We start from the raw sequence: 16,192 nt of genomic DNA, 5'->3' as shown, positions 1-16,192 counted from the left end.
GCCGTGAACTGCTCTACTCTCGGCATCGGCCTCGCAGGCCTCGGCACCGTCGGCTCCGGCGTGGTCCTCGCTCTCCTCCGCAACGCCTCGCTCATCGCCGACCGCACCGGCGGCATTGTCAATCTCGACATCGCCAAGGTCCTCGTCCGCGATCTCAACAAAAAGCGCCCGGTCGACATCCCGGCCGACAAGCTCACCACCAAATGGCAGGAGGTCATCGATGACCCCGCCGTCGACATCGTCGTCGAACTCATCGGCGGCACCAGCGACGCCTTCGACATCGTCGCCGCCGCACTGCGCGCGAAAAAGCCCGTCGTCACCGGCAACAAAGCCCTGCTCGCCGAACGCGGCCCCGAGCTCTTTGCCCTCTCGAAGGAATTCGATACTCCGATCCACTTCGAAGCCGCCGTCGCCGGAGGCATCCCGATCATCAAGACCGTCCAGGAATCCTTCGTCGGCAACCGCATCCACTCGATGGTCGGCATCATCAACGGCACCTCGAACTACATTCTCGAGCGCATGACCACCGGTGGCCTCGACTTTGAAACCGCCCTCGCCGAGGCCCAGCAGCTCGGCTACGCCGAAGCCGACCCCGCGCTCGACGTCAATGGCTGGGACGCCGCCCACAAGGCCATCCTCCTCGCCACCCTCGCTTACGGCTTCGCCATCGACCCCGAAAAAGTCTACGTCGCCGGCATCGAGCAGGTGCGTCCAATCGACATCGAATTCGCCACTCAGCTCGGCTACGTCGTCAAGCTTCTCGCCGTCATCCGCGAACATGAAAACGGCGTCGAGCTCCGCCTCCAGCCCTCCTTCATCGCGAAAAGCAACATTCTCGCCAACGTCAACGGCGTCTTCAATGCTGTCGCCGTGCATGGCGATGCCGCCGGCGAATCGCTCTTCTACGGTCGTGGTGCCGGCCAGGACCCGACCGCCTCATCCGTCGTCGGCGACCTCGTCGAAGCCGCCCGCTCGCTTCGCCAGCCCACCGGCCACCGCGGCTTCCTTCCTTACACGGAAAAAGGCCGCCTGATGCCCGTCGAGGAAACCGAGACCGCCTACTACGTCCGCTTCGACGTCACCGACCGACCCGGCGTCATTGCTGAAATCGCGCAAGCCCTCGCAGATGCTGGCATTGGTATTTCCGGCACCCACTCGCCCGTGGATCCAGAGACTCCCGACGCTGACTTCGTCGACATGGTTTTCCTCCTCCACACCTGCCCCTTTGGCCTCCTGCAGAAGACCCTGGAAAAAATCCAGCAGCTCGACTGCATCAACAGCGAGCCCGTCGTCTTCCGCATCGAGAAGTTATAAAATGGGCGCTACCACATCTTGAAATTCTTCAAGTCCTTGTGGGAACCATCGCAGCCCGGCATTCGTTTCGACATGCCGCAGATGCAATCGTTCATGCCCTTCCCCGCGAAGATTCTTCGCTTGGAAGCCGCCACTCTTGAGGCCCGCGTCTTCGCCTGCTTCGCCGCCCCAAAGTGCAGCAAGTAGGCGCGCTGCCTTCCCGGAGTCAGAGCCTCGAATGCCTTCTTAAAGTCCGGATCCTCATCGAACTGCATCTGTAGTTCGTCCGGAACCGGCAACTCCGCAGCTTCCTTGAAATCCACCTTCGCCCCCGCCTTTTCCAGCTCGATCGCCTCCCTGATATAAGCTTTCAAGATCGACTCCAACTCATCGATCTCCCCAACACTCGTGAAGCGAAGCACCCGCGCCGCCCGCGTATTCTCGCCCGGCTTATCCAGAATCCCCTCCGGGTCTTTCAGCAGGGCCCCCTTGAAGAAACTGAGCGTGCAGCTTTCTTTGAGCTCGCCCATGATCAGAACGTTGCTTTTCTCAAAGACATAACACGGACTTCCCCACTTCAGCTCCTCGCTCAACTTACAAGCGAGCACAATTTCCCGCAGCCGAACCAACTCCGCCCGCCACCTCCCGGCGGCCTTGAAATACGGATCAACTTCGGGGTTCATGTTTTTGCTGGGTTTGCAGAAGACTCAAAAGAGCCTCCTTGTGCTTCTTGGATACTCGATACGAATGGGTTTCGACACCCCATTTACCGTCCAACTCAAATTTAAAGTACTGTTTCGTGACAGGAACGAAAAGATACCGGGTTGTCTCAGACGCAGCAGAAACAGATCGCATCTGCTGCCATTTATAATACTTCCGGCCGGCCAGTCGTCTAAAAACGATCTGTTCACCTAGTTCGACGTAAAAGACAAGCTGCCACAAAACGACAGCCGCAACGATCGGTCCGATATACGGAAAGAGCTTGGCCAAGAGCCTGGAATCAGCCCCAAAAAGGCTCGGATCGAACAATGAATAGATGCTCAGCGAGAATGCCAGCACGGCAAAAAGCAACGACCCCAGTATCGAATTCCAATCTGTTAGGCGGATCGTCTTCATACTTTCGGTTCGATCAGTAGGCTAGCATCGCGATGATCAGTTGAAGTAAAATCAATTTGTGCAGAGTGTAACCTACCCCTCCAACCACGCCACCACGTTCGCCAGCGCTCTCCCTCGATGGCTCATCCCATTTTTCACCTCCGCCCCCAGCTCCGCGAAACTCTCATCATACCCTTCCGGAGCAAAAAGCGGATCGTAACCAAAGCCGCCAGCACCGCTCGCCTGATCCAGAATCCTCCCCTCCACACTCCCATCAAAATGCGCCAGCAGCTCCCCCGCCTCCGCGAGCACCATCACGCAGCGAAACCTCGCCGTGCGCACTTCCTGCCCGCTCATCTCGCGCATAATCCGCTCGTTGTTCTTCGCATGATTTCCCTCTTCCCCACCAAAGCTCGATGACCACACCCCGGGCCGACCGTCCAAAGCATCGACTTCCAAACCGGAATCATCCGAAAGCACCAAACCCCCGACTTCGCGACTGATCGCCAGAGCCTTGAGCGTCGCATTCTCCAGAAACGTCGTCCCCGTTTCCTCCACCTCCGGCAGATCCGGGAAAGAACTCACATCCTTCACCTCGTATCGATCCCCGAGCATCTCGCGGATTTCCTCGGTTTTGTGGGCGTTGCGCGTCGCGATTACCAAGCTCTTCGGCTGCTCATTCATGCCTACCCGCTACCCCTTTGCGTCATCGGGGCCAAGAAATTTGAAATAATTCCGCCCCGGATTACGCCTATACTCACAATGAAAGCCATTACCCACCTCGCCGCCTTCGCCCTGGCTGGCTCTGCCCTCGTCAGCACCGCCTTCGCCAGCACCCTCGAAGGCTGGTCCACCGACCTCGAACAAGCCTTTGAAGATGCCAAGAAGCAGAACAAGCCCGTGCTTGTCGAATTCACCGGCTCGGACTGGTGCCCGCCATGCAAGATGATGCGGAAAAACGTGTTCTCCAAGAAGGAGTTCGTTTCCGCCGCTTCGAAGGATTTCATCCTCGTTGAGCTCGATTTCCCGAATGGCGACCCAGAGGTGAAAAAGAAGAACGAACCCTACGCCAAGAAATACGACATCGAGGGATTTCCCACCGTGATTCTTTTCGATTCAAAGGGTAAGGAGTTCAACCGCTTCTTCGCCTCCGAATATCCTAACAGCGAAGCTTTTCTCGCCCACCTCAAGAAGTCCCTCGACAAGAAGGACCTCGATTAACTCCATCTAACAAACACACATCACCTCACACCATGACCATGATCTTCAAGACACTCGCCCTTTTCATTGCCACTGCCGCCATTGCCGTAGGTGGCGAATGGGGCACCGATTGGGAAGCCGCCAAGGCCCAGGCCAAAAAGGAGAACAAGCCGATCTTCATCAACTTCACCGGCACCGACTGGTGCGGCTGGTGCATCAAGCTCGAAAAGGAAGTCTTCTCCAAGAAGGCCTTCAAGGACTACGCCAAGGAAAACCTCGTCCTCATGGAGGTCGACTTTCCACGCAAGAAAAAGCTCCCCGCCGATGTCGTCGCTCAAAACAAGAAGCTCGATAAGGAGTATAAGATCGAAGGCTATCCGACGCTCTATCTCCTCGATGCCGAGGGCAAGAAGCTCTCTGAAGATGTCGGCTACCGCGAAGGCGGCCCCGAAGCTTACGTGAAGCACCTCAAGGAACTCCTCGCCAAGGCCAAGACGGACGCCTGAGATTTCCTGATCCACTCTCAACCCGCCCCAGCCCCGTGCTGCGGCGGGTTTTTCGTGTCTCCCGAATGTCTGCGATGAGCCGAGCTGCGAGAGGGCATCACGGGATGCGCATGACCCCAGCAACTGCCGACTTTCCCTTTTCGGCCCCCGAGCTACGATTCTCACTCGTGACTCTCGCATTCGATGTCCTCCGCGCATGTTCCACTATCTGGGGCGTGCACATGGTCTTCATGACACCCCTAGCTGCGGAAACGCAGGCCCTCCCTCTCGAATTCAAAGCGCCTTCCGCCAAGATCGAGACGATCGAAGCTCCCGAAATCGACGCCGCCGCATGGCGGACGGAACACTTCACCCTCCTCTCAGACACGCCCATTCCCGCCACCGTCCTTCAGCGTCTTGCCAACACCATCGAATCCGTCCCCAAGGTCCTGCAGGCTCTCCCTCTTCCCCTGCTCGGCATCAACGATAAAACCCAGGCGAACATTCGATTTTGCCGCGATGAAGAACGTTTCACTCAGTTCGGAGGCCCCGCATCTTCCGCAGGTCTCTATCAGCCCAGGGAGAACCGCATTCTCATCCGCGCCGACCTCCTCCTGAGCCCTCAACAAAGCCGCCGTGTTCGACTCAACGGACAGCTGGAAGAAGGCCTGTTAGTCCATGAACTCTGTCATCTCACCACGGCCCGCACTCTCGGCCTGGCGCCCACCTGGCTTAGCGAGGGCATCGCCGAATACCTATCCATCACCCACCAACAAGGCGGACACTACCGTTTCGACAACTCACCGCAATTCATTCGGCAGCACTTCAAGATGCACCTTGGCACCAAGGACTTCGCTGACCTTGAACTTCCCTCGCTCAGTCAGGTTCTCGCACTCTCTCACCGAAGCTGGGCTCAGGAAATCGCCATTTCGGACCCCGCCGACCGCTATCTTCCCTACGCCACTTCTCTGCTCTTCACCCACTACCTCATCGAAGGGGGTCAGGCCCGACGCCAGGAGCTTTCCAAGTATCTAACAGCCTTAAAGGAGCCACGCTCACGGCGCCAACCAGCTCCCGAGTTCAACATCGGGAATCCGGAGGAAATTGAAGCCCGGCTCGTCAGGTTCTGGTCAACCCGCGGCCTCAAGCTTCGCTTCCGGAAGCCCTGAACCCCGGGGATTGGCAACCAAGCCTGCGATAGGACCCTGCCCCATCGCCTCCGTTCGCGGGTCGCTTCGTCCACTGCTGCGGGGTTTTTCTTTTCAAGCTCAGTCCCTTCCGCCAAGTTCCGCGCCCCCTGCAATCCCTTTGGGCATTTGCCTGCCCTTCGTAGCTCTTAGAGCGAAGTAGGGGAAAATTGAGCATTGGAAATTTTCACCGACATGTCTGACGAACGCCGCAAACCATTCCCCTTCGACGAGTTTGAGCCCAAATGGCAGCAACTCTGGGATGCCGAGAAGACTTTCCGCGCCCCGAACCCCGGCGACGCCGATTTCGATGCCTCCAAGCCGAAGTTCTTCGTCCTCGACATGTTCCCCTATCCCTCGGGCTCGGGCCTGCACGTCGGCCACCCGGAAGGCTACACCGCCACCGACATCATCGGCCGCACCAAGCTGCGCCAGGGCTTCAACGTCCTCCACCCGATGGGCTGGGATTCCTTCGGCCTGCCCGCCGAACAGTACGCGATCAAGACCGGCCAGCACCCGCGCGTCACCACTGAGGCCAACATTGAGACCTTCAAGCGCCAGCTGAAGTCGCTCGGATTCGGCTACGATTGGGACCGCGAAATCGCCACCACCGATCCCGAATACGTGCGCTGGACCCAGTGGATTTTCCTCCAGCTCTACAAATCCTATTTCAACGAGGAGACCCAAAAGGCCGCCCCTGTTTCCGAACTGGAAGCCCAAGGCTGGACGCCCGAACAAATCGACGCCGTCCGCCTCGCTTACATTCACGAAGCCCCCGTCAACTGGTCGCCCGACCTCGGCACCGTCCTCGCCAACGAAGAAGTCGAAGAGTGGAAATCCAAAGGCCACACCGTCGAGCGCCGCCCGCTGCGCCAGTGGATGCTGCGCATCACGAAATACGCCCAGCGCCTGATCGACGAACTCGACCCACTCGACTGGCCCGAAGGCATCAAGCTCCTCCAGAAAAACTGGATCGGCCGCAGCGAAGGCGCCGAGGTGACTTTCGATGTTGAAGGCAACGACGTCACTGTTTTCACCACGAGACCCGATACCCTTTTCGGCGCCACCTACATGGTGCTCGCTCCCGAGCACCCGCTGGTCGCGGAAATCACCACCGCCGAGCAAAAGGACGGCGTCGAAACCTACATCAAGGACTGCGCCAGCAAGTCCGACATGGACCGCGGCGAAGCCAACAAGGACAAGACCGGCATTTTCACCGGCGCCTACGCCATCAACCCCGTCAACAACGAGAAGATCCCCGTCTGGATCGCCGACTACGTCATGATGGGCTACGGCACCGGCGCGATCATGGCCGTGCCCGCGCATGACGAGCGGGATTTTGAGTTTGCCTCAAAATACAGCATCCCGGTCCGCCAAGTGGTAGGGGAGCATGGGCGTCCCGCCCATTTTTACTCATCAACCGCCGACACCCAGAAAACCAAAAACAAGCTCCCCCACTGGCAACAGGGAGAGACCGTTTGCTTCGTCACCTGGCGCACCGCCGACAGCCTCCCGCAGGAAAAAGTCGCCCAACTCAAGACCGAAAAGGAAGCCTTCCTCCAGCACAACCCCGAACCTTGGTCCGAAGAAACCACCGCTGCTTACCACCAGAAGTTCTCCGACCGCATTGAACAATGGCTCGACGCCGGGGCAGGCGAATGCCTTCTCAAGGAGCCTGCACTCCACAACCTGGTGCTCGATGCCATCAAGCACTTTGATGGCGAACGCTACCTCCTCCACGAAGCCGTCGTGATGCCGAATCACGTTCACGTGCTCTTTTCTCCGCTCGGAGATCACAGCCTTTCCGATATCCTTCAGTCCTGGAAAAGCTTTACGGCAAAGGCGATCAATAAGGCGAAGGGTCTCGATGGAACTTTTTGGCAGGGTGATTACTATGATCGTCTGGTTCGCAATCAGAAGCACTTTGATCGAGTGGTGGAATACATTCGGAAAAATCCTGAGCAGGCAGGTTTGCCGGATGGGAGCTTCGCTCTGCATGGCGAAGCGACGGAAGAAGTGGGCGAGACGCCCACGCTCCCCTTCTCCGAATACGGCATCGCCGTGAACTCCGGCTTCCTCGACGGTCTCCCGACCAAAAAGGCGAAAGCCAAGATGATCGATTGGCTCGAGGAAAACGGCAAAGGCGTTCGCAAGATCCAGTTCAAGCTGCGCGACTGGCTTTTCTCCCGTCAGCGTTACTGGGGCGAACCTTTCCCACTCCTCTGGAACAAGGAAACCGGCGAACACTCCGCCATTCCCGAAAGCGAGCTGCCGCTGCTCCAGCCCGAGATGGAAGACTTCAAGCCCACCGGCGACCCACGCGGCCCCTTGGTCAAGGCCACCGATTGGATCAACTACTCCGACAAGCTCGAGCGCGAAACCAACACCATGCCCCAGTGGGCCGGCTCCTGCTGGTACTACCTCCGCTACTGCGATCCTAGTAACAACGAGCGCTTCATCAGCGAAGAAGCGGAAAGCTACTGGTCCGGCCAGAGCGAAAGCATGGTCGACCTCTACGTCGGCGGCACCGAGCACGCCGTGCTCCACCTGCTCTACGCCCGCTTCTGGCACAAGGTCCTCCACGACCTCGGCCACCTCAGCAGCAAGGAGCCCTTCCAAAAGCTCGTCAACCAGGGCCTGATCCTCGGCGAAGACGGACAGAAGATGTCGAAGTCCCGCGGCAACGTCGTCAACCCCGACACCGTCGTCCACGAGTACGGCGCCGATGCCCTGCGCCTCTACGAAATGTTCATGGGCCCGCTCACCGAAGTGAAGCCATGGCAGATGAAAGGCGTCGAAGGCGTCGCACGCTTTCTCGCCCGCATCTGGCGTGTCGCCATGGAGCAGAACCAAGCCGGCGAATGGACCGTTTCTAACAAAATTCAGGATGTCCCCTGCACCGACAAGGCGCTGCTCAAGGTCGTGCACGAAACCGTCAAGAAGGTCAGCGAAGACATCGCCAAGATGTCCTTCAACACCGCGATTTCCCAGATGATGGTCTGCACCAACGCCTTCACCCAGGCGGAAGTCGTGCCGCTGAAGGAGTTCACCCTCCTGCTCAGTGTCCTCAACCCCTTCGCTCCCCACCTTTCCGAGGAACTCAACGCGCTGATCGGTGGCAAGCCATTCGCCCACCAACCGTGGCCGGAGCACGACGAGGAAGCCCTCATTGAAACCGAGATCGAGCTCGTCGTCCAAGTCAACGGCAAGCTCCGCGATCGGATCACCGTTGCCAAGGACGCGCCGAAGGAAGACATCGAAGCCGCCGCTCAGGCCGCCCCGAAAGTTGTCGAGCTGACCGAAGGCAAAACGATCCGCAAGATCATCGTCGTCCCCGGAAGGTTGGTGAACATCGTGGCCAATTGACTCGCTTGTCCTCCGTCGCCTTCTTGAGCGCCGTCAACTTGGCGGACGAGACGGCGAAGGATGATGAACTTCGTGGCGAACTAACAGACCATCAGTTCTCCTCGATCACATAGAATTTCCTGCTGCTGCCTTCCAGCGTCCCGCTATCGACGAAGCTCGTCGTTGCTCCGCCGTTGAGCACTGACGATTGCTCGATCGTCCAGGACGAGAGAGGCGTGCTCAGCCTCGGACTGGAAAGGACTCGATAGCTGCCCGCGCCTCCTTCGGAATTCCAGGTGATCGTCACATCCGACGCCGTCGGGCTGCCGGCTGAGAGCGCGAGGACCTCAATCTTTTCGACCGCAGGGACTTCGATGGTCAGGGTTCCGCTCGCTTTGACAGAGCCCTCCGATGTGAGCGTCACATTCACCGGGTCCTCCAGGATCAGCGCGGCAAAGTCGACCGGCACACTCACCGTCACATCGTAACTAACGTTCGAGCCATTCACGGATGGAGCGGAAATCGTCACGGTGCCGGTCCCCGCCCCAATCGGTCCCTCCAGCGGGGTCTCGGCAAAATTGACGTCTATCGGATCGATGTAGTCGGCGGCAAGCCCAGTCGCCCCTCCCGTGATGGTTCCGCCATAGAGACTCAACTGATGCTCCGAGAGCGGAAAGGTTGTTCCCGTCACGCTGCCGGCACCACTCGGCGTGCTGGGAGTCACCACCAGATTCCTGGAAGCCACTCCTACGGAACCGATTGGGATAAAGATATAAGTTCCGAGGCTCAGATTGAAACTCAGCTCATCATCCAGGATGACCTGACTTTCCATAAACGCAATCGACTGGACCGTTGCGGTCAGAGTGACAGCGTCGATCTCCAGACCGAATTCACAGCGCAGCTCACCACTGACCGTGCTCGCATCGGAGTCAGAGCTATCAATCGTAATATCCTGATTGCCCAAGACCGGGAGATCTGCCTGAACCGTTCCACTGGCATCCACCTCGAAACTCAGGCGATTGGTGCTCGCTCCCGGAGGGTCCAATGGGAGAGTCCCGATCTGAGTGGCAGGGAAGCCCAAGGCAATGCCCGGAAACCCGATGGCTACTGTTAGCAGAACGGAGCGATGAACGCATCCAGAGGGGATGAAAACGGAGGGGAACAGCGGCACGACTCGACGCTAGCATCTGTCCAAATCGCGTCAATCTTCGACAAATTTGCCATGTCTCCCCCTTCCTTCAGCAGCTCGTCCACCGCCCCCCCAAAAAAAAGACCCGCCCGAAGAGGTCTTCGGACGGGTCGGAATAGTTGTTAGTAAGGCCGCATTCGATCAGCGCAGATCGAAACGATCGAGGTTCATCACCTTGTCCCAGGCGGCGACAAAGTCCTGAACGAATTTCGCTTCGCTGTCGGCACAGGCATAAACCTCGGCCACCGCGCGCAGGATCGAGTTCGATCCAAAGACAAGGTCGGCACGAGTGCCGGTCCACTTTGGAGTTCCTGTCTTGCGATCAACTGCCGCGAAGGCGTTGCCGCAAGGCGAGACCTGCTTCCACTCGGTCTCCATGGTCAGCAGGTTGACAAAGAAGTCGTTGCTCAGCGTGCCCACGCGATCGGTAAGGACTCCATAGTCGCTGCCGTCGGCATTCGTTCCGAGCACACGCATGCCACCCAGCAACACCGTCATTTCAGGAGCTGTTAGGGTGAGCAGTTGCGCCTTGTCGATCAGCAGTGCTTCGGCGGGAACGGTGTATTTCCCCTTGAGGTAGTTGCGGAAGCCATCGGCGATGGGCTCCAGCACTTCGAAGGACTCGACATCCGTCTGCTCCTGTGAGGCATCCATGCGGCCCGGTGTGAAGGGAACCTTCACGTCGTGTCCGCCATTCTTCGCGGCCTGCTCAATCGCTGCGCAACCACCAAGCACGATCAGATCGGCGAGCGAGACTTTCTTATTGCCGGCAGCCGCCCCATTGAAATCACTCTGGATGGCTTCGAGCGTTTCGAGCACCTTGGCGAGCTGCGCCGGTTGATTGACTTCCCAGTCCTTCTGCGGAGCCAGACGGACACGAGCACCGTTCGCACCACCACGCATGTCCGAGCCACGGAAGGTGGAAGCGGACGCCCAGGCAGTGGAGACGAGCTGCGAGACGGTGAGCCCGGAGTCGAGGATCTTCGCCTTCAGCGCCGCGACGTCGCTCTCTGAGATCACACGATGATCAAGCGCCGGAATCGGATCCTGCCAGATGAGCTCTTCGGCAGGCACCTCAGGGCCGAGATAACGAGCGCGCGGTCCCATGTCGCGGTGCGTCAGCTTGAACCAGGCACGGGCAAAAGCGTCCGCAAATTCATCCGGGTTCTCGAGGAAGCGCCGCGAGATTTTCTCATAAGTCGGATCAAAGCGCAGCGCGAGGTCCGAGGTAAGCATGGCCGGCGCGATCTTTTTCGAGGAGTCGTGCGCGTGCGGCACCGTGCCGGCACCTGCGCCGTTTTTCGGAGTCCATTGATGCGCTCCGGCCGGGCTCTTGGTCAGTTCCCACTCGAAGCTGAATAGGTTCCAGAAAAAGTTGTTGCTCCACTTGGTGGGAGTCGAGGTCCAGGTGACTTCCAGACCGCTGGTGATCGTGTCGGCGCCCTTGCCGGTGCCGTAGCTGTTCTTCCAGCCCAGACCCTGCTCTTCGAGACCAGCGGCTTCCGGATCGGCGCCGACATTCTCGGCCGGACCCGCCCCGTGCGTTTTCCCGAAGGTATGACCTCCTGCGATGAGCGCCACGGTCTCCTCATCATTCATGCCCATCCGGCCAAAGGTATCGCGGATGTCGCGCGCGGATGCCAGCGGGTCCGGATTGCCATCGGGGCCTTCCGGGTTCACGTAAATCAGGCCCATCTGCACGGCGGCCAGCGGGTTCTCCAGATTGCGCGTGTGGACATCGCCATCGGCATCATCATCGGAAACCAACACGCCACCTTCCTTCTCAACACCTTCCGAGCCATGCGCATAGCGCACGTCGCCACCGAGCCAGGTCGTTTCCCTGCCCCAATAAACATCCTGATCGGGCTCCCAAGTATCCTCGCGGCCTCCACCGAATCCGAAGGTCTTGAAGCCCATGGATTCGAGCGCGACGTTTCCTGTTAGGATCAGCAGGTCGGCCCATGAAATCTTGCGGCCGTATTTCTGCTTGATCGGCCAGAGCAGACGACGCGCCTTGTCGAGACTCACGTTGTCCGGCCATGAGTTGAGGGGTGCGAAGCGCTGCTGGCCACGACCTCCACCTCCACGACCATCACCAGTGCGGTAGGTGCCGGCGCTGTGCCACGCCATCCGGATGAAAAAGGGACCGTAATGTCCGAAGTCAGCCGGCCACCAGTCCTGCGAATCGGTCATCAGATCGGCGAGATCCTTCTTCACGGCCGCGAGATCGAGGCTCTTGAACTCTTCGGCATAATTGAACTCTCCAGCCATCGGGTTCGACTTGTTGGAATGCTGATGGAGCAGTTCCACTTTCAATCGATTCGGCCACCAGTCCTGGTTGGTCGTGCCGCCGCTACCGGCGTGATTGAACGGACATTTCGATTCTGTTGTTTGGTCTGACATACGACTATTTCTGTGGGGTAAATTAATAATGAAATCCTACGAACCCATCACTTCGCGGCAAGACAATCGGGGCAGGTCCCCCAATAGATGACCTCGGCCTCATCGATCTGAAATCCGTAATCGTTGATCGCGGTGAGACAGGGCGCGTGACCCGTGGCGCAATCGACATCGACCGTCTTTCCGCAGCTGCGACAGATCAAATGGTGGTGATTATCGCCGATCCGATTCTCATAAAGGGTCGGCGAGCCTGCCGGCTGGATGCGCCGAATGAGCCCCTTTTTCACCAGCATCCCGAGCGAGTCGTAGACAGCCTGACGGGAAATCGTGCCGATGCTGCTGCGAACATCCTCCGCAATCGCATCGGCCGTGCCATGAGGCCGCGCCGAAACCGCTCGCAGCACCGCCAAACGCTGGGCAGTCACGGGAATTCGATTCTGACGAAGAAGATCGGCGGGCTCGGTCACGCGGCTAGACTTTATCCAGATCTGGATTCTGTCCAGAAAAATCTCAGCGCCGGCTTTGTCCATGTCACGAGCGTTCGAATCCCTTTTGACGGGTATCGATTCCCTTGCTACTCCCCCGCAGCCAAGCGGCCCCACCTAACAAACCATCGCGGGAAGGCCTGATCCAAATTCATGAACGAGACTCTCGAGCGTATCGCCGAAAGGCCGGCCCTCCTCGAGTGGCTGACATCAAGCCGGTGGGAAGAGCACTTCGATTTCGCCACCCTGACCCGCTCCCAGGATTTCACCAAAGCAGGCTGCGTCTCGAACGTTGAGTGGATCGACCTCGGTGGCAGCGGTGAAATCACGATCACCTCATTTGTCGGCAGCCCCGGCGGCGTGCGCTATCTCACGACGAACATCCTTAGCGAATCGCGCGGGAAATGGATGCTCGAGTCCGACTGCACCTGCCCCGTCAGCCAGGAGTGCAAACACGCCGCCGCCACCTTCCGGGTCATCCAAAACCGACTCTCAGGACAGCCGGCACCGACGCGACTCGTTCAGGACGAGCTTCCATTTTCCAACGCGCCCACAGCCTCGAAAGAGCAGAGCCCGAGGAAATCGACTTTCCTCGCCTACTGCATCGAACGCCCTCAAAGCGCCCTCTCTCCCGGCTTTCAATTCGTCTTGCGCACCGGCAAGCACCTCAGCGATGGCCGCGTGCGCATCATGAGCGGCGTCGCTTCGGTCAGCCCGGACAAACCGACCGAGTGCATGAGCGATGACGACATCGAGTTGGTGCGTGAATTTGAGAAACGCCAGTTCGATCAGCAGACCTTCGGCACCATGCCCCTCGAAGGCGCCGACTGGAGCATCCTCCTCGAGGCCGCCCTAACAACCGGACGACTTTACTTCGGTAAGGAGCCCAACGACCACCGCGGAACCACCGAACACCGCGTCCTCGCTCAGGGCGAACCCGCCACCATTGATGCCGACTGGGAGAGCCTCGCCGATGGCAGTGCCCGACCGGTCACCCGCGCCAGCCGCTCCGGTCTCGAACTTCTCCCTCTTTTTCCGCCCCGTTATCTGGATCCGAAAGCCGGCACCATCGGACTCGTCAAAACCAACGTCCCGCCCGATCTGCTCGCCACCTGGACGCGCGGCCCGGTCGTCAAACCCGACGCCATCCCCGCGCTCGTCGCCCGACTTTCCCGCTACCCGGGGGCGAAACTGCCGGCACCGAAGCAGATCGAATCCATCACCCGCCCCGCAGTCGCCCCCACGCCGGTTCTTTCGATCCGGCGCATCTCCGTCGGCGCTTCCTGGGAACGCAGCCACCGCTTCATCGGTGAGCTTTTCTTCCAGTACGGCGACAGCCCGCGCCTCGCGCCACTCACCAGCAGCGCTCCTCGGCAACACAGCGCAAACGTGGAAGGCAAACGCATCATCTGGCCGCGCGACTTCAAGGCCGAACGCACTGCCGAAGCCGAACTTCTCAAGCTGCCGCTGACCCCATTCGGCAAGGCACCGAATCCCAACGCCCTCGTTCCCTCCCACCAGAAACCAAGCCATGAAATGGCCTGGCTCAAGCTTCTCGACAGCACCGGCTTCAGGCAGCTCCGAGCCGAAGGATGGATCATTGAAATCGACAAGCGTGCCGGCCTAACAGCTCGCAACGCCTCATCCTTCATCCCGGCCATGGAGGCCGATCCCGAGCATGGCATCGACTGGTTCCGCTTCGACATCAGCTACGAGATTGATGGCAAGCGCTTCAGTCTGATTCCCTTCATCGCGCAAGCCATCGAGCAGGATCTGCCACCTGCCGATTCGCCGGACCTGCCCGAGCACATTCTGCTCCCCTGTGAGAATCCTGAAGACGGGTTCATCCGATTCCCCGCACGACAATTGATGGAAACCGTCGATCGTGTGCGCCACCTTTTCGAAGGCAATCTCACCACCAGAATCCTTCGCCTCGATCGCCTAAGTGCCGCCAGCATCGCCGACGAACTGGAAATCGATGACACCGACACCAGCCGCACCCTCGCGCGACTCGGCCAAGGTCTGCGCGACATCCATCAGCTGCCCGCCGTCGAGGTCCCCAACTCCATCGATGCCAAATTGCGAGACTATCAGAAAGAGGGATTCCGCTGGCTCCAGTTCCTCGCGGCGCAGGGACTCCACGGCATTCTGGCCGATGACATGGGGCTCGGCAAAACCCTGCAGACCCTGACCCACCTCACCGCCGAGCAGGCCAAAGGCCCGGGACGCCCCTCCCTCATCGTCGCCCCGACCTCCGTCGTCCCGAACTGGTCGGCCGAAGTCCGGAAGTTCGCGCCCCACCTCAATCTCCTGGTCCTCCACGGCCCGGGCCGACGCCAACTTTTCCGCGACATCCCCGACGCCGACCTCGTTCTAACATCCTTCCCGCTGCTAGGCCGCGACATCGAGGAACTCGCGAGCCACGACTGGCATGTCGTCGTCCTCGATGAAGCTCAGCACATCAAGAACCCGAAATCCATCAATGCGCGCAGCGCCTGCAAACTGAAGGCGACGCAACGTCTCTGCCTTTCCGGCACGCCGATGGAAAACCACCTCGGTGAGTTGTGGAGCCTGATGCGCTTCCTCATGCCCGGCTTCCTCGGTACGGAAAAGGCCTTCAACACGCAATTCCGCAAACCCATCGAAAGCGATCAGTCCAAGGACGTTCAGCTGGCCCTCAACAAACGCGTCGCCTCCCTGATTCTGCGTCGCACCAAAGACCAGGTCGCCAGCGAACTCCCCGAGAAAACCGAGATCATCCACCGCATCGACCTCAACAAGCCCCAGACACAACTTTACGAATCCGTCCGCGCCTCGATGGACAAGCGCGTCCGCGAAGCCATCGATGAGAAAGGTCTGGGCCAGTCTCACATCCTCGCACTCAGCGCACTGATGAAGCTGCGTCAGATCTGCTGCCATCCGCAACTGCTCGAAGGCAGTCCAGAAGGCACCAGTTCCGCCAAACTCGACTTTCTCACCGAAGATCTGCTGCCCACTCTTATCGAAGAAGGTCGCCGTATTCTCATCTTTTCCCAATTCACCTCAATGCTCGCCCTCATCCAGGAGCATCTTGAAGAAGCCACCATCCCCTTCCTCAAACTCACCGGCCAGTCCAAGAACCGTGGGGAACTCGTCGAGAAATTCCAGCTAGGCGAGATCCCGGTCTTCCTCATCTCGCTCAAGGCCGGCGGCACCGGGCTCAACCTAACAGCTGCCGACACGGTCATTCACTACGACCCCTGGTGGAATCCCGCCGCCGAGAATCAGGCGACCGACCGCGCTCACCGCATCGGTCAACGGAAACCCGTTTTCGTCCACAAGCTCATCTGCCAGGGCAGCATCGAGGACCGCATCCTCGACCTCCAGAACCGCAAATCCAATCTCGTCGAAGCCCTCCTTTCCGAGGAGACCACCGGCCTGAACCTCGATCAGGAAACCCTTGGTCATCTGCTCGCCCCGCTTTGAACTACGTGACGATTTGTCACCGAACAAAACGTTGCCTGCCGCTGAGCC

At 59.3% G+C, this 16,192-nt stretch carries 12 protein-coding genes; 6 read left to right on the top strand and 6 right to left on the bottom strand.

Annotation, left to right across the window (positions count from 1 at the left end):
• The first annotated feature begins 3 nt into the window (after window positions 1-3).
• Complete coding sequence (locus tag ACFQY0_RS10580) at window positions 4-1,314, top strand: homoserine dehydrogenase (protein WP_379712076.1); 1,311 nt, start codon at window positions 4-6, stop codon at window positions 1,312-1,314.
• 8 nt (window positions 1,315-1,322) lie between these two features.
• On the opposite strand, the gene ACFQY0_RS10575 is transcribed toward ACFQY0_RS10580, so the two are convergent.
• The 3 genes from ACFQY0_RS10575 to rdgB all read right to left on the bottom strand — a co-directional run bounded on the left by ACFQY0_RS10575 (window position 1,323) and on the right by rdgB (window position 3,072).
• Window positions 1,323-1,976, bottom strand: coding sequence for a DUF1801 domain-containing protein (locus ACFQY0_RS10575; protein ID WP_379712074.1), 654 nt, complete (start codon window positions 1,974-1,976; stop codon window positions 1,323-1,325).
• Complete coding sequence (locus tag ACFQY0_RS10570) at window positions 1,960-2,409, bottom strand: hypothetical protein (protein WP_379712072.1); 450 nt, start codon at window positions 2,407-2,409, stop codon at window positions 1,960-1,962. The genes ACFQY0_RS10575 and ACFQY0_RS10570 overlap by 17 nt, the downstream gene beginning before the upstream one ends.
• Window positions 2,410-2,481: 72 nt before the next feature.
• Window positions 2,482-3,072: an RdgB/HAM1 family non-canonical purine NTP pyrophosphatase gene (gene rdgB, locus ACFQY0_RS10565; protein WP_379712070.1), complete on the bottom strand. Its 591-nt coding sequence runs from the start codon at window positions 3,070-3,072 to the stop codon at window positions 2,482-2,484.
• Between the two features lie 78 nt (window positions 3,073-3,150).
• Here rdgB and ACFQY0_RS10560 point away from each other — a divergent pair, with 78 nt between their 5' ends.
• The 4 genes from ACFQY0_RS10560 (at window position 3,151) to ACFQY0_RS10545 (ending at window position 8,626) form a co-directional block, all read left to right on the top strand.
• Complete coding sequence (locus ACFQY0_RS10560) at window positions 3,151-3,609, top strand: thioredoxin family protein (protein ID WP_379712068.1); 459 nt, start codon at window positions 3,151-3,153, stop codon at window positions 3,607-3,609.
• A gap of 32 nt (window positions 3,610-3,641) precedes the next feature.
• A complete protein-coding gene (locus ACFQY0_RS10555) occupies window positions 3,642-4,094 on the top strand; it encodes a thioredoxin family protein (RefSeq protein WP_379712066.1) in 453 nt (150 codons plus the stop codon).
• A gap of 167 nt (window positions 4,095-4,261) precedes the next feature.
• A complete protein-coding gene (locus tag ACFQY0_RS10550) occupies window positions 4,262-5,242 on the top strand; it encodes a hypothetical protein (protein WP_379712064.1) in 981 nt (326 codons plus the stop codon).
• Between the two features lie 213 nt (window positions 5,243-5,455).
• Window positions 5,456-8,626: a class I tRNA ligase family protein gene (locus tag ACFQY0_RS10545; protein WP_379712062.1), complete on the top strand. Its 3,171-nt coding sequence runs from the start codon at window positions 5,456-5,458 to the stop codon at window positions 8,624-8,626.
• 91 nt (window positions 8,627-8,717) lie between these two features.
• Here the strand turns inward: ACFQY0_RS10545 and ACFQY0_RS10540 are convergent, their stop codons facing one another.
• From ACFQY0_RS10540 to ACFQY0_RS10530, 3 genes are all read right to left on the bottom strand, one after another.
• Entirely contained in the window at window positions 8,718-9,776 is a 1,059-nt protein-coding gene (locus ACFQY0_RS10540) for a hypothetical protein (protein WP_379712060.1), read from the bottom strand.
• 159 nt (window positions 9,777-9,935) lie between these two features.
• Complete coding sequence (gene katG / locus ACFQY0_RS10535) at window positions 9,936-12,197, bottom strand: catalase/peroxidase HPI (protein ID WP_379712058.1); 2,262 nt, start codon at window positions 12,195-12,197, stop codon at window positions 9,936-9,938.
• Between the two features lie 47 nt (window positions 12,198-12,244).
• Window positions 12,245-12,661 (bottom strand): Fur family transcriptional regulator, encoded by a 417-nt coding sequence (locus tag ACFQY0_RS10530; RefSeq protein ID WP_379712056.1) that lies wholly within the window; start codon window positions 12,659-12,661, stop codon window positions 12,245-12,247.
• Between the two features lie 171 nt (window positions 12,662-12,832).
• On the opposite strand from ACFQY0_RS10530, the gene ACFQY0_RS10525 reads away from it, so the two are divergent.
• Window positions 12,833-16,144, top strand: coding sequence for an SNF2-related protein (locus ACFQY0_RS10525; RefSeq protein ID WP_379712054.1), 3,312 nt, complete (start codon window positions 12,833-12,835; stop codon window positions 16,142-16,144).
• Window positions 16,145-16,192: the final 48 nt, after the last annotated feature.

The sequence above is a fragment of the Haloferula chungangensis genome (genome assembly GCF_042664875.1).
Taxonomy (GTDB): Bacteria; Verrucomicrobiota; Verrucomicrobiia; order Verrucomicrobiales; family Akkermansiaceae; genus Haloferula; species Haloferula chungangensis.
The sequence above is the reverse complement of the archived record's forward strand: the minus strand, read 5'-3'. Positions and strand labels throughout refer to the sequence as shown.

Excerpts from the sequence above, each read along its gene's own strand:
- ACFQY0_RS10575 (WP_379712074.1), bottom strand. The coding sequence starts at position 1,976 with ATGAACCCCGAAGTTGATCCGTATTTCAAGGCCGCCGGGAGGTGGCGG.
- ACFQY0_RS10570 (WP_379712072.1), bottom strand. The coding sequence starts at position 2,409 with ATGAAGACGATCCGCCTAACAGATTGGAATTCGATACTGGGGTCGTTG.
- rdgB (WP_379712070.1), bottom strand. The coding sequence starts at position 3,072 with ATGAATGAGCAGCCGAAGAGCTTGGTAATCGCGACGCGCAACGCCCAC.
- ACFQY0_RS10560 (WP_379712068.1), top strand. The coding sequence starts at position 3,151 with ATGAAAGCCATTACCCACCTCGCCGCCTTCGCCCTGGCTGGCTCTGCC.
- ACFQY0_RS10555 (WP_379712066.1), top strand. The coding sequence starts at position 3,642 with ATGACCATGATCTTCAAGACACTCGCCCTTTTCATTGCCACTGCCGCC.
- ACFQY0_RS10545 (WP_379712062.1), top strand. The coding sequence starts at position 5,456 with ATGTCTGACGAACGCCGCAAACCATTCCCCTTCGACGAGTTTGAGCCC.
- katG (WP_379712058.1), bottom strand. The coding sequence starts at position 12,197 with ATGTCAGACCAAACAACAGAATCGAAATGTCCGTTCAATCACGCCGGT.
- ACFQY0_RS10525 (WP_379712054.1), top strand. The coding sequence starts at position 12,833 with ATGAACGAGACTCTCGAGCGTATCGCCGAAAGGCCGGCCCTCCTCGAG.